Raw genomic sequence first — 24,183 nt, 5'->3', positions numbered from 1 at the left:
GTTCGGAGCAGGTATGGCCGTCGTCATCCCTGCACGCCGTGAAGGAGTCAGACAGTGTTCTCAACCCGCAGCAATCGTGTCCGGGCTCGAACCGGCACGTTGCTACTCGTCGCGGTTATTGCCGTCGCCTCTCTCAGCAATGCGGGGACGGCAAGTGCAGAACCTCCGTTCTCCATCGACCTTCCCGGCGCCGGATCGTCGAACTCTGGGTCATCCGACAGTGGCTCCTCGGACTCGGGTTCCTCCGACAGCGGATCGTCGGAAGGCGGCTCATCCGACGGCGGTTCGTCCGGTCCCACACCGAACCCGAATGAACCCGGCTCCACCGGCCCTGGCGGGTTGCAGTTGTTGTCGCCGAATGCCGGTGAGCCAGTGCTCGGTGTGCCGATCGAGACCCTCTCCGACAACCCTGGAGCCGCGATCATCGTCAACGGCGATGGCATGCCGTTCGCGGCCGATCGCCAGAATCTGCTCATCGCTGTTCTGGACGCCACCACCCGACAGCGCCTCGAGTCGGGGACCCGACCCAACAACGCCGGCGGCGTGCGAGACCTCATCAACATCACGAACGCCTACCGGACCAGGGCTGACACGATCGTGATCGTCAGCGGCTACCGGGGTATCACCAATGCCAGTCGCGACTCCGGTGTCAGCGAACTGTTCCGCACCCTCGGATCGAGTCCGATCACAGCCGGTGACCTCAACCGGATGGAGACCGGAACACCGTTCTCGGTGGTCGGCAAAACCGGTGCGGCCGAGGGCACGGCATACACACGGGTCGGCACCGATACGGGCGACCGCGCCGGGGCCAATATCACCGGACTGCTCCGGTGGAGTGCCGCTGGTCAGCGTTACGACTTCACCCCACCCGCACCCCTGTCGTTCACGACTCGTCAGGAGACCACTGACGGGCCCACAGTGACCATGCGACTCGGGGACGCCACCTACCCGTCGACCGCAAGTGGCCCGGACGGCTTCGTCATTCGCGGCTTCGACGGTCAATCTCTCGAACCCACGTTCAACGCCACCGTTGTCACCAACAACGATGCCGGCGGTAGCGAGTTGACCACCAAACTCGTCGCGGTCGCGAACCAGGTCGACGCGGCCGGGCGACCGTACCTGGTCATGATCCAGAGTTTCGGCCGGCCCAAGCCGTCCGCAGCCTGGCAGGACGGCGCCGCCGCGATCGTCCGACTCGGCGGGTCCAGGCTCGCCTTCCTCAGTCTCGACGGTACGAGCGACTACACCCTCATCGGCGGCGCGGCCGCCGGGTCATCCGTCGTAGAGAGGGGATCGATCCTCGGCAAGCCCGGTCCCGCCATGGGATTGATCGCGCGGAGCCATGACTCGTCGTTCCTGCCTTTACAATCGGGTCCGCTCGGCGGTGTGGACCTTCGACAAAGCGAGATCATGTACCAACCCGCGTACCAGGGCGGGTCCGGTAGTGCCCCGAACTTCCCGACGATCAACAACGCCGCGGAGACCTATATCGGGTGGAAGGCGAACGTTCCCGGGTGCAACTGGCCCACCGGCACCATGTGTAGCGTCCGCGACAAGTACCGAACCAACTACAACGCCGTGTGGACATCCATCAGGCAGGACCTCATCAGCACGGTCACCATGCCGACCGACGGGGCCACATATCCCTTCACAGCAGCGGAGTTCGACGCGACCCTGGTGCAACTCCGCAGGGAAGTCACCTCGTTCGTCTCCGTCAAGAACTACTACGACAACTTGCAGAAATCAATGGGACTCATTCGCGGCGACGCGAAGTTGAGCGTCACCAAGATCGGCAACGACATGGCCAACGAGGTGGCGCCACCGGCGACCAGCACCGCCTTCGCCGACGGGATGAAGCTGACGAATGTGGTCATGAGTGTGGTGACGCTGGCAGCTCCGGCGTTGAAGGCGGTGTGGGGCCCGATATCGACACTCCTCGGACTCGTCTCCTACGCCAGCGGTGAGGCCGACTCGAACACCAATGCGCTGGCGAACAAGACCCGGGTCAGATCCGATCGACTTGCGCAGCAAGTCGAAGATTCACTCGCGGCTGCGACGAACGCATTCTCCACAGTCGCCCTGATCATGGCCTCCGACTACGGCAAACTTGAAGCCGCCAACACGGAGATCGCGACCGAACGCTGGGTCGCGCCAACCGATCCCGGTGAACTGTTGAACAAACTGACGACCGGACTGCGCACGTGGTTCGCCACCACGTTCGTTTCGACGACGTACCCCTGGCTGATCCGAGGCACTCCCCCTCCGGTTGGTCCCGGCGACGTGAACGGTCTGAGCTGTGGCAACTACACGGACTGGGGAGTGAGGATGGAACAGCACCGTCCTTGGAGTTCAATGCCCTCCAACGCTCAGATGCGTGCGACGTGGAGTTTCGGCAGCGACGGAGCCCCAGTGCGGTGGAACATGTTCATCACCGTGGAAAGGCCGACGACCGATAGAGACAATTGGACCCCTCACTTCATCAAGCCGGGTGTCGCCAACACCATGTTCGGTACCGGCTCGAACCAGCTGGGTATGAACTTGTACGAGTTCATGAGCCCCCGGAACTTCGGCCCGACGATGCATCAGGCGAACGATGCCGCCGAGAGTTGCGACCTCTTTCGATCGTGAGCGAACGCCATCTCTGACCGGGTGTTAAATGCGTTGACCGGGCCCCTATTTCGACCGATCAGGCCGTAGGACTACGGTTTCGGGCGATGAAAAGCAATGTCGGACCCCGCATTTAGACTAGGAGCATGTTCGAACCGTGGCCCAGCGTGGACCCCGCTATCACCGGGATACAACCGGCGATGTTGTTGGGCGTCAACGATTTATTGGGTTCGGTGGAGCGTGCGATGGCCGGGCATGGGTATCTGGAGTGGGCCCGGTACGCCTATGCGGCGGAGTTGCATCGGCAAATGGATACCCAGAGCCTCGACGCCTCGGACTTCCTGAAGGACGCCTACACCCAGTGCGCGGCCCGGTTGGCGTTGGCGCAGCGGATGAGTCAGACGGTCGCCGAAAATCATCTGACGTGTGCGTTGGCGTTGCGCGATCGCCTTCCGCACGTGGCCGAAGCTCTCAAGTACGGCCTGGTGGCAGCGCATCACATTGCGGCGATCGTCGCCCGCACGGATTTGATCGACGGCACCGATCACGCCGCCGACATCGATCGGGACATCGCCGAGAACCTGCGTCGTCGCGGATCCTGGTCGTCGAAAGCGTTGCGGGACATGATCGACGCCACCATCTTTCGCCGCGACCCCACCCTGGTCCGCGAGGAACGCGAGGACGCCAACAACAACCGCGGAGTCTGGGCAGACGAGAAACAAAACGGTATGGGTGTCCTGACCGCGACGATGGCAGCTGAACACACCGCGATGATCATGCAACGCCTCGAGAAACTCGCCGCGTCCACCTGTAAACGTGACCCGCGCCGTAAACCGCAACGGATGTCCGACGCCTTGTTCGCGATCACCATGGCCCGCGAGTTCACCTGCCAATGCGAGGAGGATGCGGAACACCCCTGCCTGGCCGAAATCCTTTCCGTACCCAGCAGACACGTCGTCTCCGGGATCGATGTGAAGATCGTGCTGCACGCCATCGTCAATCAATCGACCCTTGACGGCGACGACGAGCAACCCGGCTACCTCGAAGGCCACGGCGTCATCACCGCCGACCACGCCCGCGACCTGGCCGACCACGACGCCACCACCGTCCGACCGCTCGGCAACAAGACCAAACCCGCACCAGCACCTGAGTCGGCACCCGCACCGGCCGGCGATTCCGAAGCCAACGATGCTGTGGCACAGCAGTGCCCGACCCCACCGTCCGGCCCGAACCGCAAGGCTCGCCGCGCAGCGAAGAAGACAGTGCCGATGCAGGGCCCACCCGATCCACGACTGGCCGGGATCGACTCCGACGACTGGGCGCGGGTCAAAGAACCACGGCTGCAAACAATTCCACTACCGGTCGTCAAACCCGGTGACCACTACCGACCGTCCGCAGTCCTTGATGCCTTCATCCGCATCCGTGATTGCTACTGCACCTGGCCCGGCTGCAACAAACCCGCCTGGACCGCTGACCTCGACCACACCACCGAATACAACCACGCCGACCCCGACGCCGGCGGCCGCACCCATCCCACCGGACTCAAAGCGCTGTGCCGTTTTCACCACCTGCTCAAAACCCACACGGCAGAGACGAAGCGCAGCGAAGCTCGACCAATCGACTGGCTCGACGACCAATACGTCGACGACAACGGCCGCACCACCACCGTTGTGATCACCCCCGAAGGCCGCATCTATCACGGACCAGCCTGGACCGGCGACGACCTCTTCCCAGCGATACGACACATCACCTGGGACGAGCCATCACCGTCAGCACCACAGCGGGCACCGGACAGACCTCCGAAAAGAAGACCCCGCACCGAAGCCAAACACAAACGCCGACAACAGGAGCGAGAACGCAACCGGAACCGGGTTCGTTCACGGGCCGATCATGGCGCCGACGAATCGCCGGCGCCATGATCGCAGCGTCCCTTCAGAAGTCCGCTTGCTACTTCGGTGGGAGCCGCACGCCGCCGTCGACGCGGACGACCTCGCCGTTCATGTAGGAGTTCGTGATGAGTTCGATGACCATCGACGCGAGTTCGTCGGGGGTGCCGAGACGGCACGGGTACAGCACGCTCTCACCGAGTTTGGCCTTGAACGCCTCGGACTCGGGCCCGCTGCCGTAGATCGGGGTCTCGATCAGACCCGGGGCGACGGTGTTGTTGCGAATGCCTGCGGCCGCGAGGTCGCGGGCGACGGTCAGGGTCAGGCTGACGATGCCGCCCTTGGACGCCGAGTACGCGGCCTGGCCGATCTGGCCGTCAAACGCGGCAACACTGGCCAGGGACACGATCGCGCCCTTCTCGCCCGTTTCCGTCGGCTCGCCACGGCTCATCGCGGTGGCGGCCAACCTGGTGGCGTCGAAGCTGCCGATCAGGTTGATGTTGATGACCTTCCGGAAGACATCGATGTCATGCGCGGAGGAGAACTCACCGTCGCGCCCGATGGTGCGCTGCGCCGATCCGATACCCGCCGAGTTGACCAGCGCTCGTAGCGGTCCGAGCTCGAGTGCCTTGTTGACCGCCGCTTCGATCTGCTCGGTCTTGGTGACATCGACGCTGACAAAGGCTCCGCCGATCTCTTTGGCCAGGGCCTCCCCCTTGTCCGCCTGCACGTCGGCCACCACCACCTTGGCCCCCAGTGCGGCGAGTTGCCGCGCCACTGCAGCACCGATACCCGATGCCCCACCCGTCACAATTGCGCTTGCTCCGTTGATTTCCATCCTCGCACCCTATGACCGAGCGCTTGTTCGGTTCAAGGGTCAATCGCGATCAGTACAAATACGAGCGGTACAGCTCCTGCCGGCGGGGCTCGTCGGCAGGCACCGTCTCCGCGTGCTGTTCGGCGTAGATGTCGCGGACAGTCGGGACGTCGTCCGGATCGGCGAACCGCTCGGGATTCCACAGATCCGACCGCAGGATCGCCCTGGCGCAGTGGACGTAGACCTCGTCGACGTCGATGACGACGGCGAGTGTCGCCGCCTTGCCCTTGATCGCCATGGCATCCAGCAGATCTGGGTCGGTGCGCAACCTCGCCCGACCGTTGACCCGGACCACCTCGTCGATTCCCGGAACCATGAACAACACCCCGACGTGGGGATTCGCCAGGATGTTGCGGTAGGAGTCGACCCGGCGATTGCCCATCCGATCGGGCAGCACCAGGGTGTGCGGGTCGGGGACGAGTACCGCCGAGTCGACGTCGCCGCGCGGCGAGCAATCACAGTTGCCGTCGGCGTCCGCCGTGGCCAACACGAAAAACCTTGCGCGCTCGAGGTACTCGACGATCAACGGCGTCATCGACGATGTGTGCTTATTCAGGACACCTTCGTGGGCCACTCCGAGCACCCGCTCGAGGTCCGCCGGGGTGGTGATCGCGTGGGTGTCGCCTGAGCTCGATGCTGGATGGGTCGTCACACTCCCATCAGACACCAGGTCTGCCAGTGCCCGGCAGCGGCCCCCACCATCGTGTGAGACACGCGTGAGCGCAATGATGCGGCGAAGGAGTTTCCGACGCGCTGCCGTTTCGAAAGTCGTGAAGTAACCTCACGACATGAATCTGCGCCGCTCATTGTCGACCAATTCGTCCGAGAAGACGCGGCGCGGGAAATGGGTTCCGGCAGCGGTGGCAGTGTGTGCGTCACTGACACTCGGTGGCATCGTCGCACCGGCCGCCAACGCGGTGCCCACCACCTTCAACCCTGGTTCTCGTCCCGGCGACGCCGCAGAAGTGGCGGCGGTCGTCGCCGCTGTCGGTTCGCAATTGACCGACACGACAGGGGCCGCGATCGCGATCGTGAAACCGGCTCCGGGCAACCCGAGCGCATCGATCACGACCACCTACTACTTCGGCGACGCCGACAAGGCACAGTCGTTGCCCGTGGGACCGCAGACTCAATTCGAGATCGGTTCACAGACAAAGACTTTCACTGCCTCGCTACTTGCCTTGCGGGTTCAGTCCGGCGCGGTGGCGCTGAACGACCGCGCTCAGGGTCGCCTACCCGCCACGGCCGACCTGACCCTGCCGGGAGCGGACGGCAAGTTCATCACCATGGGCGAGCTGGTCACCCATCGGTCGGGGTTGAAGCGGGATGCGATGAATCTCGGGCAGGGTTGCTATGCCGAGATGAACTACGACATCACCAAGCTCGCAGCGGGTTTGAACAACAACTACGACGCCCTTGTCCACACCCCGGGTACGGACTGGCTGTATTCGAATTGGGGGTTCGGGCTGCTCGGGTCGATTGTCAGCGGCGGGTTCAAGCCGGGCGCGGGTGAGCCCTACGGACACGTTGTGGCAAACGAACTGACCGGCCCGCTCGGGATGTCCGCCACGGAGTTGGAGCCGGGGCCGAATGCCGATCTGGCCGTGCCGTACAGCGACGGAAAGCCCGTCTGCTACCACAACAACACCGAGGCATACGCCGGCGCCGGCGGTCTGGTCAGCACCGCCGAGGACATGGCGACGTGGGCCGAAGCGACGATGGGCAAAGGCGGGAACCCGCTGGCCGCGACCCTGAACACCACCCTGGATCGGGTGGCGCCCGGAGGTTCCGGCGGCATGCAGATGGGCATGGCCTGGCAGCTGTATCCGACGTCGGATGCCAACCCGCTGCCCTACGCCTACAAGGACGGCACAACCGGCGGGTCCCAGAGTGTCACCGAGCTCGTGCCATCGACGGGGTGGGCGGTCACGGTGTTGACCAATGAGAACTCGGCGAATCCCACCGCCGTTGCCGATCAGTTGCGCCTGGCGTTGGCCGCGGGTACCGCCCCGGCGCCCGGCTCGTCGGTCACCGGGTCGTCGGGCCAGACGCGATAGCGCCGTCACGGTCCCGGGACCAGGCGGACCACAACCGTGCGTAGCGGCCACCGGCCGAGGCCAGGTCCGCGTGGGTCCCGGACTCGACGATGCGACCCTTCTCCATCAGCAGAATCCGGTCGGCCATCGCCGCCTGACTGAGCCGGTGGGCGATGATCAGGGCCGAACGTCCCGCAATGGCGGCCTGCGCGGACCTCTCGAGCGTCTCGGCACCGTAGCTGCCCGCGTCGGCTGTCGCCTCGTCGAGGATCACCACCTCCGGGTCGAGCAGAACCAACCTGGCCAATGCGACCTGCTGAACCTGCACGGGTGTGAGCCTGACCCCGGCCGCGCCGACCACCGTGTCCATACCGTCGTCGAGCGCACTGACCCAGTCCCACGCGAGCACCGCCTCCAGCGCCGACCTCAGCGCCGAATCGCTTGCCTCCGGCGCGACCATCCGCAGATCCGCGGCCAACGGTCCGGCAAAGATGTGGACGTCCTGGGTCACCATCGCGATCCGGCGGGCCCGATCGCAGCCTTCGAGATCGCGAACGTCGGTCCCGCCGAGGCAGATCCGGCCAGAGGTGACCGGATGCACGCCGGCCAGCAACAATGCCAACGTGGTCTTGCCCGCACCGGACGCCCCCACCACCGCCACCTTCTCGCCCGGCACCAGGCGGATGGAGATGTCCTGCAACACCGGATGTTCCGCCGAGTATCCGAAGCTCACCGACTCCGCAGACAATTCGGTACCACCGGTGGCGTTCGGTGCCACCGGCGCCGGTGACACAAATCCTTCGGCCTCCTCGATGACGCCGACGATCCGTCCCAGCGACGCCGCACCGGACTGCAGATCGTCGATCACCAGGAGCAGGGCCGAGATCGGCCCGAACAGCCGCAAAAAGAACAGCATGGCGGTGGTGGTGGCACCCACCGTCGACATCCCGGCACCCACCAGGTTGTAGCCCACGATCAAAATCGTTGCCATTCCCAGGAATTCGCCCAGGTTGATCTTGCCGAAGAACCGGTTCTGAACGATCCGGGCACGCAGTGCCCAGCGCACGACGTCCCATGACCGGTACGCTATCCGCCTGCTGAGCCCGGCCGACAACCCGAAGGCGTACACGGTTTCCAGGCCGCGGATTGCGCCGAGGACGTGATGGGCGCGTTCTGCCATCGCCACCCGTTCGGCCGCGTAGACCTGTGGCGCCTCGCGCAGATACATCCGCACCCCGACCACGTAGACCGGCATCAACACCACAAAGACCACGAGGTAGCGCCAGTCGAGTACGGCAAGACCGATGCCGGTCAGCACGATCGTGAAACCCGAGGTCGACAGTGCGGGAACAGCTCTGGAGATCGCCTCGCTCACCACGCTGACATCGTCGGTGGCCCGGGAGACGACATCGCCGCTACCGGCCGACTCGACCCGGGCCAGCGGCAGGCGGAGCACCGCATCGAGCATCTGTTCACGCAGCCGCGCGAGCATCGTCTCGAAGAGCTGTGACGACAGTGCCACGCCGAGTCCGGTCAGCACCGCATACCCGAATGCGGCAACCAGCATCAATCCACCGAGTTGCCACACCTGACGAAACCCGCTGTCGTCGATGGCGATGTCGACGATTCGACCGAGAGCCCACGGCGTGACGAGACCGAGCGCGGCCGCGCCGATCAGCACCACGACCACTGCCGCCAGGAACCACCATCGGCCCCGCACGGTTGCGGCCATCCGGCCACAGACCGCCTTTGGTCCGGCCACGGTCATCGGCACGGTTGTCGGCGCGCTCATGCCTGCCCACTCTCATCGAGGACGATGATCTGATCGGCGACCGCAAGCAGTGCCGGAGATCGCGTGAAGACGATCGTCGTCTGGTCGGCGCGCGCCTTCACGATGCGTTCGGCGACAAGGGATTCGGTGACGGAATCCACCGCCGTGGTCGGATCGACCAGTACCAGCACCGCCGATTCCGCGGCCAGAGCCCGGGCCAGTCCCACGCGCTGACGCTGACCACCGGACAGTCGGCGGCCTGCCTCACCGACCGGGCTGTGCAGGCCCTGCGGCAGGACCTCGGCGATGTCGTCGCAGGCCGCGGCGAACACCGCCCGCGCGATCGCCGCCTCCCGGTCCGGGGACTCGGAGACATCGGCGGTGATGTTCTCCAGCACCGAGCCCTCGAACAGATCGGTGGCGTGCGGGACGACGCGAATACTGTGCCGTGCGGCAACATCATCAAGGTCGAACAGGTCGACACCACCGACCCATACGGACCCGGCTCGGGGTCGGCGCAGCCGCGCCAGCACCGCGGTCAACGCAGCTGTCGTCTCGTGATCGGCGACCACGGCAACAAGCCCGCGGTCGGGCAGTTCGAGGTCGAGCGCCTTGATCGGATCCACGGTCAGCCCGTCGCAGCGCACCGAGACGCCCTGTGCAACAACCACTTCTCCAGCGGATGACCGGGGTGCAGGTGTCACGGTCGGTGCCTGCAGCACCTTGAGAACGCGTTCGGCCGATGCGATCCCCGCCGACCAGATTTTCCCGAAGCCGGTGCCCAGATCGCTCAGTGGTTCCATCACGAACTGCGTCAGACCGACCACCGTGATCAGCTCGCCCACGCTGAGTGATCCGTCGACCGCCATCAATCCGGCCGCGACGGCGACAGCGACCACGAACAGGCCGGACACCCACTCCATCGCACCGAGGTACCAGCCCTCGGATCGACGGGCCGCCAGAACCCCGGCGAGTGCGCGCGAACTGGCCTCGTCGTACCGGTGCCGCGCCTGCGCCTCGGCGCCGATACCTTTGACGACGCGGAACCCGGCGATGAGATCCTCAGCCGTGGCAGCGGCTTCGCCCGCCAATTCCTGCTGATGCTCGCTCCGCCGGCGCAACGGCCCACCGGACAGGTCCAGGGCCAGCAGGATGACCGGGGCGCCGATCAGGATCGCCAGGCCCAGTGGCCACGAGATCCACAGCAGCACAACGCCACAGAACAGGACCGCGGCGAGCTGTCCGACCGGATATACCGCCACCGCGACCGCCGCCGACAACTTCGCCACGTCCGCGGTCGCGATGGAGAGCAGCATGCCGGACATCGCAGGCGGACCCTCCATCCCGGCCGGATCGAGGATCCGGTCGGTGACCCGGCTGCGCAGCTGATGCTGGATCGATTGCATGCCGAGGAATCCGATCCGGGAACCGAAGCGGAAGGAGAACGACAACATCGCGAAGATGCCACCGAGGACCATCAGCCAGATCACCAGAGCGGTCAGGTCGTGGTCGGTGATCGCCTGATCGATCGCCAGACCCATCACCACCGGGACAAGCGCCTCACCCACCTGGTGACCGATCATCAGCCCGGCTGCGGGCAGGGTGCGCCGTTTCGCCGCGAAGATCGTCCGCAGGGTGAATTGCCGCGGGGTCGTTGTGGCATCGACCTCGATCCAGGTCGAGTCGACCGGTTCAGTTGGCGCATCGAAGAAGACCGGTAACCGGCGCCGAGTGGGTGGTCTGGGGGGCGCGAGGGAGGACACCTATCAAGAACTACATCATTCGGATAGGCTATTTCTACTAGCGTCCGACCGGAAGCACTAGGCTGTTCACAGCCGACAAGCGTTTAAGGGGTTAGTCAGACCATGTCCACCACATCCGCCGGTACACGCTCGAAGCCGGAGGCCACGACCACAAGCGCCACGGCAGAAACCACTCCGGCGTTTGTACTCTCGCGCCCGGGCTATCACCTGCTGGCGACCGGTGTCAGCGCCCACTTCGACAGCATCGCAGCGGCGCGCGAGGCACTCGAACGTGGTGGCCACAACTACATCGTGGGCGCACTCCCCTTCGACACCGACCAGCCCGCCGCCCTGTTGGCGCCTGCCGAGGTGACCCACACCGCACAGCAATGGCAGTCGCGGGCCAAGCCGCTCCCGCCGGTGGAGATCGTCTCCACGGTGCCTGCACCCGAAGAGCACGTCCGACGCGTTCGTCTGGCCCTGCGCGCTCTGACCGATCCGGCCACCGAACTGTCGAAGGTGGTTCTGGCCCGAACACTGTTGTTGCGGGCGAGCGCGCCGATCGACCCCCTCGCACTACTCGGCCGATTGGTCGACGCCGACCCCACCCACAACGGTTTCCTCGCCGACCTGACACCCGCGGGGCCCGCCTACGACGGCCATCTCCTGATCGGATCGAGCCCGGAATTGCTTGTGCGCCGGACGGGTTCAACGGTGACCTGCCATCCGCTCGCCGGCTCGGCACCGCGGTCGGCTGATCCGGACACCGATCGAGAGCAGGCTCAGCGACTGACCGCCTCGGTCAAAGATCAGCACGAGCACGCCTTTGTTGTCGAGGCGCTGGCCGAACGGCTGCGTCCACTGTGCGGCGAGGTCATCGTGCCCGCCACACCCTCACTCACCAAGACGCCTGCGATGTGGCATCTGGGAACGGAGATCTCCGGCCAGATCCGCGATCCGTCCATCACGGCGCTGGACCTGGCCCGCATCCTGCACCCGACGCCCGCCATCTGCGGCACACCCACCGCACAATCTCGCGACCACATCCTGCGCACCGAGGAAGACCGGCGCTTCTACGCAGGCGCTGTCGGCTGGTGCGACGCCACCGGCAACGGAGAATGGCTGGTCAGCATCCGGTGCGCCGAACTCGACGCCGACCGTCGCACCATCCGCGCTTCGGCGGGCGGCGGTATCGTGGCCGATTCCGACCCGGATCAGGAACTGGCCGAGACCTCTGCAAAATTCCGCACCATCCTCTCGGCGTTGGGTGTCGGTTAAACTGCGGTGTCGCGGCTTGAGTTGTCCACTCTGCTCGATATACCCGCTGCACCCGAAAGGTCGTCTTGATGCCCGCCGCGAATGTAGTTCGCCCGCTGGCACACCGCCGTTGGGGTGAGCTCCTGCCGTGGCTCGATGACTATCGGTCCGGTCCGCCGATCCTGTCCGAGAACGAACTGATCCCGAACGCATGGATCGGCACCACTCCGGCGGAGAGCCTGACCAGCGAGAACTTCGACGCGTTCTGCGCCGTTGTTGCGGCCCGATACGTCGCCGACCGGCCCGATCACCGGCTCGCCTCCGACTTCCCGAATGCCGCTCACACCGGCCAACCTCTCGATCGGACAGTGAACCAGCTGCTCGAATCCCCCGGCATCGACCGCGACGCGGCGACCGAGATCGTCCGGAACCTGGTCGCGGCCACAGCGGTTGCCGGCGATCCATCGGCCACCGATGACGTACTGCCGGTCCCGCTGACCGAAGACCGACGCGTCAGGGAGTTCGTCGACGGTCTCGATGACCGCGACCGTCTCATCCTCGGCGAACGCATCGTCGCCTCGCGGCCTCGCACGCAGGCCCACCTGGCCACCCAGATAGGCCTGTCCCGCGAACGGGTCAACCAGCTCGACCGGAGCCTGCGCTTGCAGTTGGCCGAGATGGTCGAGGCATCGGCCACATTGCGCCCGCTGCTCTCGGAGATGATCGCTCGGGCCAACCCGATCGCCGACATCTCCGATGTGATCGCGGACATCCCCGAGCTGGGACTGCCATTCCCCACCCTGGAGATCCCACTGTGGCGCATCCTCGGCGCCGGGTCCGGCGAACTCCACATCACCGACGACTGGATCGTCAAAGGTAGTGTGCAAGAGGCGAATACCCGGGTGCGGGAGATCCTCGACGAACATGCCGGACCGGAGTCGGTGGTACCGCTCGCCCCGGTGGCGAAGGCGTTGATGCTCAGTGCCGAGACCACCGCCCGCTGGTTGGGGCGCAATGGTTTTGCCGTGATCGGCGATCATGTGGTGACCGCGTCGACCGCGACCGGCGATCTGGTCGCGGCCACGTTGTCCATCGCAGGCACCTCGCTGACCTTCGACGAGATCGTCGACTCCATGGCGGACACACCGCGGTCGCGGTCGAGCATCCGCAACGCCATCGCCACCGACGACCGGATCGTGAAAACCGACCGCGCGACGTACGGCCTGGCCCGCTGGGGTGGGGAACGCTACCTTCCCGTCCACCGGCAGATCGGCGCGATACTCGACGAGGTCGGCGGGCAGATCGGCATCGAGGACCTGATCAGCCGGATCATGGCCAAGTACAACGTCACCGAATCATCCATCCGCGCATACGCCGGGGCCGGTGAGTTCATCACGCGCGACGATGTCGTCACCCGGCGTGAAAAGCGTTACGTGAACCGAAAATCGCCGACGAAGACCCGGAATCTGTACCGCGACGGCGACATCGTCCGCTGGCGTTCTGTGGTATCCAAGGCGCACATCAAGGGGTCGGCGTTCAACATCCCGTCCGCACTGGCCGGGCATCTGGGCGTCGGGCCGGGGACGCCGTTGCAGCTACCGTCGAGACTCGGTCCCCAATCGATCATCTGGGTGTCGGTGCAAGGCCGGCTGGGCACCGTCAAACGGTTCATCGACGACCTCGGCCTGACCGAGGGTGACGAGATCTTCCTGGAGTTCGCGCCACAGCACTTCGATATCCGGCCCTACCGGCCCCAAGTCGGAGCCGAACCGGCGCAACAGATCCTGGCCATGCTCGGTCGTGCGGACAGGTCCGCGGACGTTTCGCACCTGCGAGAGACCCTGGTGTCGGCCCTGTGGTTGCCGGAAGACGCGGATATCGCGGCGGTGATCGACACACTCCGGCACCGCAGAGAAGACGCGTTGGCCGACCTGGTGAACATCGCGACCGGGCCCGCGGGCACAGACACTACGAAACCGACCTCAACCTGATCGGGCAGTTCTCCACCTCGTAGATCGCAACGTTCCCGACGCACTGGTGAACCAGCCCGTACCGGCGTTCGACCACCTCCGGCACCGCGTCCCGCAACGCCAGTGCCACCCGAAGGTTGCGCCAAAGCTGTTGTGGTGCTTGCTCGATGAATGCGCACACAGATGCGGACGGCGCAAAAAGGACCGACGTCTGACCGCTACCGATGCCCGGCCAGGTGTTCGCATCCACCGCAGGCGGCGCGATCTGCAGGCAGGATCCGGCGCTGGCACAGGCGAGAATCACCATGACCGCCGCTGCACTCTCGCAACTTCCACAGAGCATCACCTGGGCCTGCGAATCCAGATCGAGCCCCCTGCGGACCTCGTCGACCGCTTCGACACACCGGGGCCAGCTCCACATCGACCGATCGGACCCGCCCAGGACGAATCCGCCGTTTCGGTCGATGGGCCCGTCCCCGACGCCGATCAGTGTGAACTCATCGGCGACGCTGAACATCGGGGCGCAATCGCGTTCACCGACCAGCACGGCCACGTCCTCGACGAGGTCGTCTTCCAGCACATGGGACACGACGTAGTGAAGGTCGAGATCGCGCGCGCCGACAAGCGCTTCGTCGTCGAGAGGATTCAGCGGGACGATGACGGCGTCCATGCGCATCAAGGCGTGCAACGCGAGCACGAATTGCCAGCCCTCGCGGATACAGAGCCCCACCCGATGGCCCGAGCGCATGCCGCATGCGGACAGATCCTCACAGAGCCAGTCGACGGATTCGTCCAGTCGCTCGAAATCCACCACGTCATCACCGCAGACCATGGCCTCCAGCTGCGGATCGTCACATACAACGTGATCGAATATCGCATTCGGCGCAACAGCGAGCATGCGGCAATTTCCTCCCGTCGGTATGGCGTCGGCGCACTCGGCGCCGTGCCAACCGGACACGGGCCACTCACCAACTTCATGAGGGTAGCCTTATCTTATCTGGGGCGCCAGCCTCCCTATTCGATTTGCACGGATGCCTTATCTCTGTTTAGTGACCTCAAAAATCAATATCGGACATATCTGATGTGCGGTTTATGATGGCGGATGCCCACATGTCCAGGAAATGGGCGCCGAATTCCTTCTGATCTCCACAAACCCGGAGGTCAACCGATTCTTCTCGGATGCGATAGCTGAACACCAATTGGTAGAAGAGTTCGTAACTCTCGCGCATATTCGGCCGCGCGCTCGCCCCGTATTTTCTGGTGAGCAATATCGGCAAAGCCGCATATCCCTTCGCCTTCTTGCGACCCTCACGTGTTCCGAAGCGGACCAACGGATCCCAGGCCCGGGCTGCCGGGTCCGCGGGCACGCCGCCGCACGCGGCCGGTCCGGATGCCGTCCACCAGCCGAATGCGTCATGGCACTCCCGGTCGTCGCCATCGACGAGTAGTCGCAGATCGGCATCGACGTCGACTGCCGAACCGAACTCGACCCGGTCCGCCGCCTGCAGGAATGCCGCCTCCACCGCTGCGGCGTCAGCGTTGGCCGGCACCTCGCGGGTAAAGGTCTGCACCCGGTCGCCGGTAGTGATCGACGAAAGGTCCACCACAGCGGCGGACCCGGGGTCGCACAGATCGTCGATCGCCTCTGTGGCCCGCTGTGACCGGGACAGGTCGTTCAACGCAGCAGCCATGTCCACCACGGAGATCCCGGCATCGCCAGGCTCGACCACCCGCGACCCGGTGGCGAGTCTGGTCGCCAGCGTGTGCAAGGACCGGTTGTCGGCGGCCGTCCCGTGCACCGCGACCACCAGGTGGTGTCCGGCAGAGGAGGCGACCACTGCCACCCTGCACATCACGCCCTCGGCGGCGTCGAGTTCGCCACACATCTGATGCGCGACATGGGCGATGGCGGCATCGGCGGACATGTCGAGGGTGTGGAAGGAGATGGCGTCGGCAACGGCAGCGGCAGAGACCGGCAGCACCTCGGCGAGCAATACCCGGCCCCGGGCCCGAATCCGTTGGCGCAGCGCATCATATCGGTGCACCTGATCCAGTAGCGCTGCTTCGAGCTGGCCGCGGCCGGGGGCCTGCGCGAGGTCGATCACCTCGGTGAGGGCGAATCCGGCGACATCCACAGCGGATGCCCGGAGCCGATGCTGATTTGCCGTCGGAACCACGGCCGCCGCGGCTTCATCACGCGCCGCGGGACGCTCGAGATCCGTCACGGAGATCAGCGCCAGGACGGCCTGTTCCCAGAGTTCGGCGATCTCGGTGAGGGCAGATCCGTACTCCACCCGATCGGATTCCAGTGAATAGTGGAACTCCACGCCACCGGCGGTACGGCGGCCCACGATGTTGACCACCAACGGATGCGCCGGCCGTGCCGGATCTGTTGCGATCAGGCGTGGGAGCCCCGGCGGTGTCGTCCATACCTGCGCCTGCGGCGACGCGTTTGTGATCCCGCCATAGTTGAATTGGACCTCTGCAGTGGGCAATTGGTCGAACACCTCCCGGCTCTGATTGTCCAGGTACCGCAGGATGCCGTAACCGAGTCCGTCGTCGGGAACCTGATCCAGAGCCCGGTCGACGGCATCGAGCGCATCCAGTCCCACGATCGGCGAATCGAACAACCGCCCCGACACGTCGTCCGGAACCCGAAGGGCGATCGGCTTGACGGTGGTGAACCACCCCACCGCGCCCTCTGACGGTGGCGCGTCCGGTCGGCTCACCCGGCCGTGTCCTTCGACGTCGACCAGCAGACCGGCCCAGGGCTCCTGCCCGACGCGTTGGCGCCGGATCCCCAGTGCCAGTGCCAAACCCGCCAGGAGCACCGAGTTGACGAACCCGTCGCGCCCGGCCACACCTCCGGCGACCGCAGCCGAGGCCGCCTCGCCGAAGGTTCCGGTATGTGCAACCCTGTCGATCCGGTCCGGTTCTGCCACCGCCTGATTCGAACCGACCGCCCCGACGCACTCGATCCAGTACGGCAGCTGGGGACGAAACTGATCGAGTGTCGATTCGGTGTTGAGGTATTCCATCCACTCGAAATACGACAGATCCACCTCATCTGCGAGCTCTGGACGCTCGTACATCTGAGACAGGTCGGCGACCAAAATTTCCCAGGAGACGAAGTCGACCGCAAAGTGGTTGACCAGCCAGGCCACCACACCCTCGCCTCCGCCACGATCGAAGTGGACCATGGTGGTCAGGGCTCCGCCCCCGAGATCGAGTTCCTGCGACGCCTTCTGCTCTTCCGCACGGATCAGGTCGGTGAACTCGTCCTGCGAAAGACCCCGGGCATCAACGGTTCTGATATCCGGAAGTTCTGGGTACGCATCCCCCGCATGCACCGTGGGACGCCCATCATCACAGGTGACGCGGAGCGACAGTGCCCCGTGGATCGCGATGGTCGCGGACAGTGCCTCCCGCAACCGCACGAGATCGACATCGGTGGGTGCGGTGAGCAGAAGTGTTTGCCGTACCCCCGACTGATCACCTCCGGCACCATCGCCACCGGAGGCAAGCTGCCGGTGCATGATGGGCATCAACGACGTCGGACGGTGGGTCAGGTGCACCCGATCCGTTGCCGCATCGGCACCGTCGACCGGGTCGGCATGTGCTGCAATGTCTTCGACCGTGCGGTGTTCGAACACCTTCCGAAGACTGGTGTGGGCGCCGTGGGTCCGGGCATGACGGACGATTGCCAGCGCAGAGATGCTGTCACCACCGAGATGGAAGAAGTCGGCGTCCACCGCCACGGCGTCGAGTCCGAGGACGGTTTCGAAAGCCTTGGCCACCGCCACCTCCATCGGCCCCTCCGGTCCGCGCGCATCGGTGCCGACCCGCAGCACGTCCTGCGGGTTCGGCAATGCCCGGCGATCGAGCTTTCCGTTGGTGGTGAGCGGCAACGCATCCAGACCGATCACATGACCGGGCACCATGTGCGCCGGAAGTGAGGCCTCCAGGTGTTCGCGCAGCATCCTGCCGATGTCGCCGGTCAAATCGCCTGGGTCCTGATCAGCGCCAACCCAATACGCGGCGAGGTACTTCTCCGGCGCGTATTCCACCGCCGACCCGCCGCGTTCGCGCTCGCCGACAACGACAACCGCCGACTTCACCAGCGGGTGCGCTTCGAGCGCCGCCACGATCTCATGGAGTTCAATGCGGTATCCACGAATTTTGACCTGTTCGTCCGCACGCGAGGCGTATTCGAGTAGTCCGGCGGAATTCCAGCGCATCAGGTCGCCGGTGCGGTACAGACGACTACCTCCGCCATCAAATGGATTGGCGACAAATCTGGTCGCGCTGAGTCCGGGGCGATTCCAATAGCCCTGTGCCACCTGATCACCGGCGACATATAGCTCACCGACAACACCCGGTGGAACCGGGACCATACGGTGATCCAGTACGTACGTGTTCAGGTTGTCGAGCGGTCGGCCGATGACACTGGCCCCGGGTTCGGAGTCACCGCTGAGCCGATGGACGGTGGTGTGCACCGTGGTCTCGGTGATACCGAACATGTTGATCAGGTTCGCTGCGCTCTCCGGATGCGTGTCGTACCATCCCCGGAGCTTCCGGAAATCGAGTGCCTCACCCCCGAAGATGATGGTGCGCAGGGCAAGTGAGGTCTCACCGTCACGTTCGCGCTCGGCGTCGACAAACGCGTAGAAGGCCGAGGGTGTCTGATTGAGTACGGTCACCTGTTCTCGGCGCACGAGATCCCCGAATGCCGCCGGATCCCTGGACGTCTCCTGATCGACCACCACAAGATGCCCGCCGGTGCACAGCGCGCCCCAGATCTCCCAGACCGAGAAGTCGAAGGAGTAGGAGTGGAACAGCGTCCAGACATCCTGCGCGCCGAAGTCCATGTCCCTGGTTGCATCGAGCAGTGCAACCACGTTGCGATGCGGGACCACAACACCTTTGGGCGTGCCGGTGGAACCGGAGGTGTAGATCATGTACGCCGGATCCGTGTTCACGTGCCGGCGACGGCGTTCGGTGTCGGCAACCGGATCCGCCGACCGTTTCTGAAGTTGCTCCGCCACTTCGGTATCGGTCAGAACGATGCACGGTGCTGAGTGATCGGCAACGAGCAGGCGCTCGTCCTCGCCGTGCACCAGTAGTACCGAAGGATCACTGTCGGTGAGCAGGTGATCAATCCGGGCTGCGGGATAGCCCGGATCGACCGGCGCGTATGCGGCGCCTGCCGTCAGCGTCGCCAGCACCATGACCACCAAATCCGGCCGCCGTGGCGCGAGTACGGCCACGCGGTCCCCGGCACCGACGCCCCTGGAGATCAGCAGCCGGGCCAGGCGGTTAGCGGCCTGCGACACCTCGCGATACGTCCACCGGGCCTCCCCTTGTGACAGCGCCACCGCGTCGGGGTGCGCGGCGGCCTGCTCGGCGAACAACCCGTCGATGGTGTGTGCGCGCACGTCTACCTGCGGTGCACGTGACCACTTCTGCACCATCTCGCGCTCGCGATGGTCGACGATGTCGAGGTCGCTGATCCGTTCGGTGGTGGCGCGGGCGAGCTGCTCCAACACCCGCATCAGGGTATCGACGTAGCGCTCGCCGGTACCACGATCGAAGAGGTCCGCGGCAAAGACGACGTCGGCGCTCAACGCACCCGAATCAAGTTCCACCAGTTCGAATTCGAGGTCGAACTTGGCGGTGGTTGCCTGCGTCTGGATCAGCTCGATCGGTACGTCACCGATGTCGGCGGGCAGTCCACGCGCGTTCCGGTAGACGACCATCGTCTGAAACAGCGGGTGGCGCGAGGCGATCCGCTCCGGATTGAGTTGGTCCACCACCCTTTCGAACGGCACATCCTGGTTGTCGAACGCGTCGAGAACGAGCGTTTTTGTCCGCTGCAACAGGTCCTCGACGGTGGGATCACCGTCGAGGTTGTTACGGACGACAAGCGTGTTGACGAAAAAGCCGATCAGATGCTCGACCCCTGGTTGTCCGCGACCGGAGACCGGTGTACCGATGGGGACATCGGCGCCCGCGCCAAAATGGCCGAGCACCAGGGCAACCGCGGTCTGCGCAAACATGTATTCGGTGATCTCGTGCCGACCGCAGGCCGACTTGATCGCGCGCACCACCCTCGGGTCGAGGACCCGGCTGACGGTGAAACCCTCTTGGCCCGCAACGACCGGCCGTGACCGGTCGGTGAGGATCGGCAGTTCATCCGGCAGATCTGACAGGAGCGTTGCCCAGTGGCCCAGTTGGCGCCGGATCATCTGCGCCGGTTCGGTGCCGCTCGCTCCCCCACCGAGCATTGCCTGCTGCCACTGGGCGTAATCCGCGTAGTGAACCGGGAGTTGTTCGGGTTCTCCAACACCCTCACCCCGGGACCGCCGGTAGGCACGGTCGAGGTCGGCGAACAGGATCGGTACCGACCACTGGTCGAAAGCACTGTGGTGCACAACGATGCACAACACCGATTCGCCGTCGGAGCGTTCCAGCACCGACACCCTGATGGGAATCTGCAATCCGAGGTCGAAGCGGTGCCCACGGCAACGATCCACGAAGTCCGGGTCGTCGTCACCGTCGGTGAACGCCACACCCGGATCCGCCTCGTCGACGGTGAGCACCTTCTGAACCGGGCCCGTCTCCGTGTCCAGGAAGATCGTGCGGAGCGGTTCGTGCCGGGACAGCAACTCGCGCAGCCCGGTACGGAGCGCATCGGCATCGAGCCGACCGTGCACCCGTAGCGGGATCACGATGTTGTAGACCGGGCTCGGGCCTTCGAGCTCGTAGAGGAACCACAGGCGCGCCTGCGACGCCGACAACGGCGCCGAGCCCGATTGCGCTCGGGGCAGGATCGGCGGTGCGGCGTCAAAGCCCCCGGCATTGCGCTTGCGCTCGACCACGACGGCCAGGGACCGGATGGTCGGGTTGTCGAAGACATCCCGCAACGACAACGGAACGCCGGTCTGACCCGCGATCCGCGCCAGCACCCGGGTTGCCGACAGCGAGTGACCGCCGAGGGCGAAGAAGTTCTCGGTGGTTCCCGGATCCGCAACACCGAGAGCGTCTGAGAAGTACTCCGACAGCAGTGTTTCCGTCGGGGTGGACGGTGCGGTGGTCTCGGCATGCCGGGGCCGGAAGTCACGGAGCGTCAATGCGGCCCGGTCGAGCTTGCCCGATGCGGTGACCGGCAACTCGTCGAGTACCACCACTGCTGCCGGGACCAGATACGCGGGCAGGGCCGACGACAGGTCGGCGATCATCGCGGCGGGTTCGAGATCTCCGACACCTTCGGCGGTGACGTATCCGACCAGAACACGGCCACCGTCGCTGTGGGGATGTGCGACCACCACTGCGGTCGCCACCCCATCGAGTCCGCCGAGCACCGACTCGATCTCACCGAGTTCGATCCGGAAGCCACGGATCTTCACCTGATGATCGGCGCGCCCCAGATAGACGAGTTCACCCTCGGAGGTCCAGCGCGCGAGGTCACCGGTGCGGTATATCCGGGTGCCGGGGTTCCCGTGCCGCGCGGCAACGAATCGCTCCGCACTCAGGCCGGCACGGCCCCAGTACCCGCGCGCCAACTGCGTGCCGCCGACGTAGACCTCCCCAACGGCATCCGGGGGCACGGGCGCCAGCCAGCGGTCGAGGATTTCGATGGTGGTGTCCGGGACCGGCCTGCCGATCGTCACCGACCCGGACCCGCGGAGTTCGGCGTAGGCCACATCTCCGGCCACCTCCGATGATCCGTACGAATTGATGACCACCGAATCCGGCGCCACCCGAAGAAGATCCACCATCAGCGATTCCGGCAGATCTTCACCGCTGGATATCCATCGCTCGACACCGGCGAGCTTGTCGGCGGCCACATCGACCATCGAGCGCAACAGGGAGGGCACCGCGGTGAGCTGGGTGATCTGATGCGTGTCCACCGCCTCGGCGAGGGCCCGCGGGTCGGATGCGATCTGATCGTCGGCCAGCACCACGGTGGCCCCCGCGACCAACGCGGCAAGCAACTCCGTGGTGCCGTCGATGAAACCGGCCGAACTCTTGGCTATCCGGACGTCGCGGCGACCGGGATCGACCGGCCCCCAGTCCGTGGTCGCCCATCCGATCCGATGGGCCAGCGCTCCGTGTGTTCCGGCGACACCTTTTGGCTGCCCGGTCGAACCCGATGTGTAGATGAGGTAGGCCATGTCGGCGGGTTCCACCGGCCGCCCGAGTTCACCCACCTCGATCCTCTCACCCGCGAATTCCGAGATGCGCGAGAGTGTTTCGGGGTCGTCGAGCACGATGACACGGGTGCTGCGCGAACCCACCAGGTCTGCCCATTGCGCCAACAGCGACCCGCTGGTGACGATCACGTCGGGCTGCGCATCATCGAGCACGTACCCGATCCGGGCTCGGGGATAGGTCGGATCGACCGGGACGATCGCTGATCCGACGGTCAGTGCACCCAGCAGCGCGGTGACGTGTTCGGTTCCTCGGTTCAACAACAACGCAATTCGGCTTTCCGGGCCGGCCCCTTCGGCAGACAGCAGCCGTGCCATCCGGGCGACGTCACGGGCCAGCTCGGAGTAGGTGAGCTCTCCGGTCCTGGTGATCAGTGCCGTGCATACGGAGCACTCGCCGGCGCGTGAGGCGAATTGGTCGGCAACGGCGGAGTGCTCGGTCGTCGGCCGGGGGCCGGTTCCGGACCAGTCTGCGATACAACGGGTTTCCGCCTCGGTGACCGTGGTGACGTCACCGGTTCGGGTCGCCGGACCTGCAGCCGCGATCCGGCTGAAGTAGTCCGCGAACCGGTCGAGCAGGGCTTCGAGTGCTTCCTGTGTGTAGAGGTCCGGGTTCGCGTCACACTCGAACACGAAGCCGTGGATCGGGTCGTTGTACACCGACAACGCCACATCGGTGACCGGTCCGGTGGCTATGCTCTCCGGGACGACGTCGAGGGCGCCGAACTCATATCGATAGTCGAAGGCCTTGATGTTGACGAGCGAGCCGACCGGTTGCATGTCGGTGCCGACGAGTCCGTTGTCGCGGGCGACGTCCTCGACCCGGTACTCCTGGTGTGCCCGTAGCTTCTTGAGCCCTGCCACAACCGCTTTCACCGAATCGGCGATGGTTGCCCCGCCGGGAAGGTCGAGATGCAGGGGCAAGATGTTGGCGGCCAACATCGGCGTGCGCAGCGCGGCCGGGCCACGTCGCCCCATCATCGGCATACCCACGATCACCTGGTCGGACGCCATCAGGTGCCGGGCATGGGCCGCCCAACCGAAGACCACGACCTCCGCCCATGTGGAACGCGTGGCCTTGCAGAGGTTTTCGATGTCGGAGATCACCTTGTCGGCCACCACGCGGCGCGCATGCAGCGGGAATCTCGGGTTGACCGGTGCCAGCGCCACCGATTCACCGGCCAGTGACCGGCCGACACCACGCCCGCCAACCGCCGTCGACCAGAATTCCCGGTCGGCGGCAACAGCATCGGGCGATCGTCGGGCCGCCTCCGCGACCGCGGCCAGAGCAGCGAACGACGAATCCTCCACGGGCTTGCCGGCAACGAGCGCGGTGTACACCTGTGCGACGCGCTTCGACACCAGCGACAGGCCATAGGCGTCGATGAGGATGTGATGGATGCGCAAGAACCAGACCCACCGGTTCTCACCGAGATCGAACAGTATCGAGCCGACCAGGTCGTCACCGTGCAGGTCACGGGCGACCGCCAGTTCTGCCTCCATCGCGCGACGGACCCGGCCGTCGGATGCCTCTGTGCCGGACGGATCGGACGACAGGTCGATGACGGTCCACGGCGCATCCCGATCGGCGGGGTAAGCCATCACGCCGTCCCCGTCGGCAACAAAGCGAGAACGCAGCACTTCTGCGTCGTGCCATGTTCGCCGCCATGCGCCTTCGAGCGCCCGCGCGTCGAGCTCCCCGTGCAACCACATCGCCTGGCCGATGTTGAACACGGCGCTGTCCGGTATCAGCTGCTGTGCAAACCACACACCCTGCTGAGCTCGGAACAGTTCGATTCCGGTGACTGTCGACGTTGACATGTTCAT

The 24,183-nt window shown here is 65.3% G+C and carries 11 protein-coding genes; 5 read left to right on the top strand and 6 right to left on the bottom strand.

Features of this window, described 5'->3' with window-relative positions:
* The first annotated feature begins 54 nt into the window (after positions 1-54).
* Both AC1D75_RS05595 and AC1D75_RS05590 read left to right on the top strand, forming a co-directional pair.
* Entirely contained in the window at positions 55-2,628 is a 2,574-nt protein-coding gene (locus AC1D75_RS05595) for a hypothetical protein (protein WP_495514297.1), read from the top strand.
* A 125-nt stretch (positions 2,629-2,753) separates the two neighbouring features.
* Positions 2,754-4,526, top strand: coding sequence for an HNH endonuclease signature motif containing protein (locus AC1D75_RS05590; RefSeq protein ID WP_495514296.1), 1,773 nt, complete (start codon positions 2,754-2,756; stop codon positions 4,524-4,526).
* A 28-nt stretch (positions 4,527-4,554) separates the two neighbouring features.
* Here AC1D75_RS05590 and AC1D75_RS05585 read toward each other — a convergent pair whose 3' ends face one another.
* Positions 4,555-5,331: an SDR family NAD(P)-dependent oxidoreductase gene (locus AC1D75_RS05585; protein WP_495514295.1), complete on the bottom strand. Its 777-nt coding sequence runs from the start codon at positions 5,329-5,331 to the stop codon at positions 4,555-4,557.
* A 49-nt stretch (positions 5,332-5,380) separates the two neighbouring features.
* Complete coding sequence (locus tag AC1D75_RS05580) at positions 5,381-6,022, bottom strand: MSMEG_1061 family FMN-dependent PPOX-type flavoprotein (protein WP_495514294.1); 642 nt, start codon at positions 6,020-6,022, stop codon at positions 5,381-5,383.
* 136 nt (positions 6,023-6,158) lie between these two features.
* On the opposite strand from AC1D75_RS05580, the gene AC1D75_RS05575 reads away from it, so the two are divergent.
* Entirely contained in the window at positions 6,159-7,427 is a 1,269-nt protein-coding gene (locus AC1D75_RS05575; RefSeq protein ID WP_495514293.1) for a serine hydrolase domain-containing protein, read from the top strand.
* On the opposite strand, the gene AC1D75_RS05570 is transcribed toward AC1D75_RS05575, so the two are convergent.
* Both AC1D75_RS05570 and AC1D75_RS05565 read right to left on the bottom strand, forming a co-directional pair.
* Positions 7,399-9,198, bottom strand: coding sequence for an ABC transporter ATP-binding protein (locus AC1D75_RS05570; protein ID WP_495514292.1), 1,800 nt, complete (start codon positions 9,196-9,198; stop codon positions 7,399-7,401). The two genes, AC1D75_RS05575 and AC1D75_RS05570, sit on opposite strands and share 29 nt — an antisense overlap.
* Positions 9,195-10,940 carry an ABC transporter ATP-binding protein gene (locus tag AC1D75_RS05565; protein ID WP_495514291.1) on the bottom strand — a complete coding sequence of 582 codons (1,746 nt, stop codon included), beginning with the start codon at positions 10,938-10,940 and terminating at the stop codon, positions 9,195-9,197. The genes AC1D75_RS05570 and AC1D75_RS05565 overlap by 4 nt, the downstream gene beginning before the upstream one ends.
* A 102-nt stretch (positions 10,941-11,042) precedes the next feature.
* Between AC1D75_RS05565 and AC1D75_RS05560 the strand changes: the two genes are divergently transcribed.
* Entirely contained in the window at positions 11,043-12,197 is a 1,155-nt protein-coding gene (locus AC1D75_RS05560) for an isochorismate synthase (RefSeq protein ID WP_495514290.1), read from the top strand.
* Between the two features lie 68 nt (positions 12,198-12,265).
* A complete protein-coding gene (locus AC1D75_RS05555) occupies positions 12,266-14,167 on the top strand; it encodes a hypothetical protein (RefSeq protein WP_495514289.1) in 1,902 nt (633 codons plus the stop codon).
* On the opposite strand, the gene AC1D75_RS05550 is transcribed toward AC1D75_RS05555, so the two are convergent.
* Complete coding sequence (locus tag AC1D75_RS05550; protein ID WP_495514288.1) at positions 14,145-15,044, bottom strand: AMP-binding protein; 900 nt, start codon at positions 15,042-15,044, stop codon at positions 14,145-14,147. The genes AC1D75_RS05555 and AC1D75_RS05550 overlap by 23 nt on opposite strands.
* Positions 15,045-15,201: 157 nt before the next feature.
* Entirely contained in the window at positions 15,202-24,177 is an 8,976-nt protein-coding gene (locus AC1D75_RS05545) for an amino acid adenylation domain-containing protein (protein ID WP_495514287.1), read from the bottom strand.
* Positions 24,178-24,183 lie beyond the last annotated feature (6 nt).

Source organism: Williamsia sp. Y712 (assembly GCF_059445525.1).
This window is presented reverse-complemented; position numbering and strand designations above follow the sequence as displayed.

Coding starts and splice junctions, on each gene's coding strand:
- AC1D75_RS05590 (WP_495514296.1), top strand. CDS start 2,754: ATGTTCGAACCGTGGCCCAGCGTGGACCCCGCTATCACCGGGATACAA.
- AC1D75_RS05585 (WP_495514295.1), bottom strand. CDS start 5,331: ATGGAAATCAACGGAGCAAGCGCAATTGTGACGGGTGGGGCATCGGGT.
- AC1D75_RS05575 (WP_495514293.1), top strand. CDS start 6,159: ATGAATCTGCGCCGCTCATTGTCGACCAATTCGTCCGAGAAGACGCGG.
- AC1D75_RS05570 (WP_495514292.1), bottom strand. CDS start 9,198: ATGAGCGCGCCGACAACCGTGCCGATGACCGTGGCCGGACCAAAGGCG.
- AC1D75_RS05560 (WP_495514290.1), top strand. CDS start 11,043: ATGTCCACCACATCCGCCGGTACACGCTCGAAGCCGGAGGCCACGACC.
- AC1D75_RS05555 (WP_495514289.1), top strand. CDS start 12,266: ATGCCCGCCGCGAATGTAGTTCGCCCGCTGGCACACCGCCGTTGGGGT.
- AC1D75_RS05550 (WP_495514288.1), bottom strand. CDS start 15,044: ATGCTCGCTGTTGCGCCGAATGCGATATTCGATCACGTTGTATGTGAC.
- AC1D75_RS05545 (WP_495514287.1), bottom strand. CDS start 24,177: ATGTCAACGTCGACAGTCACCGGAATCGAACTGTTCCGAGCTCAGCAG.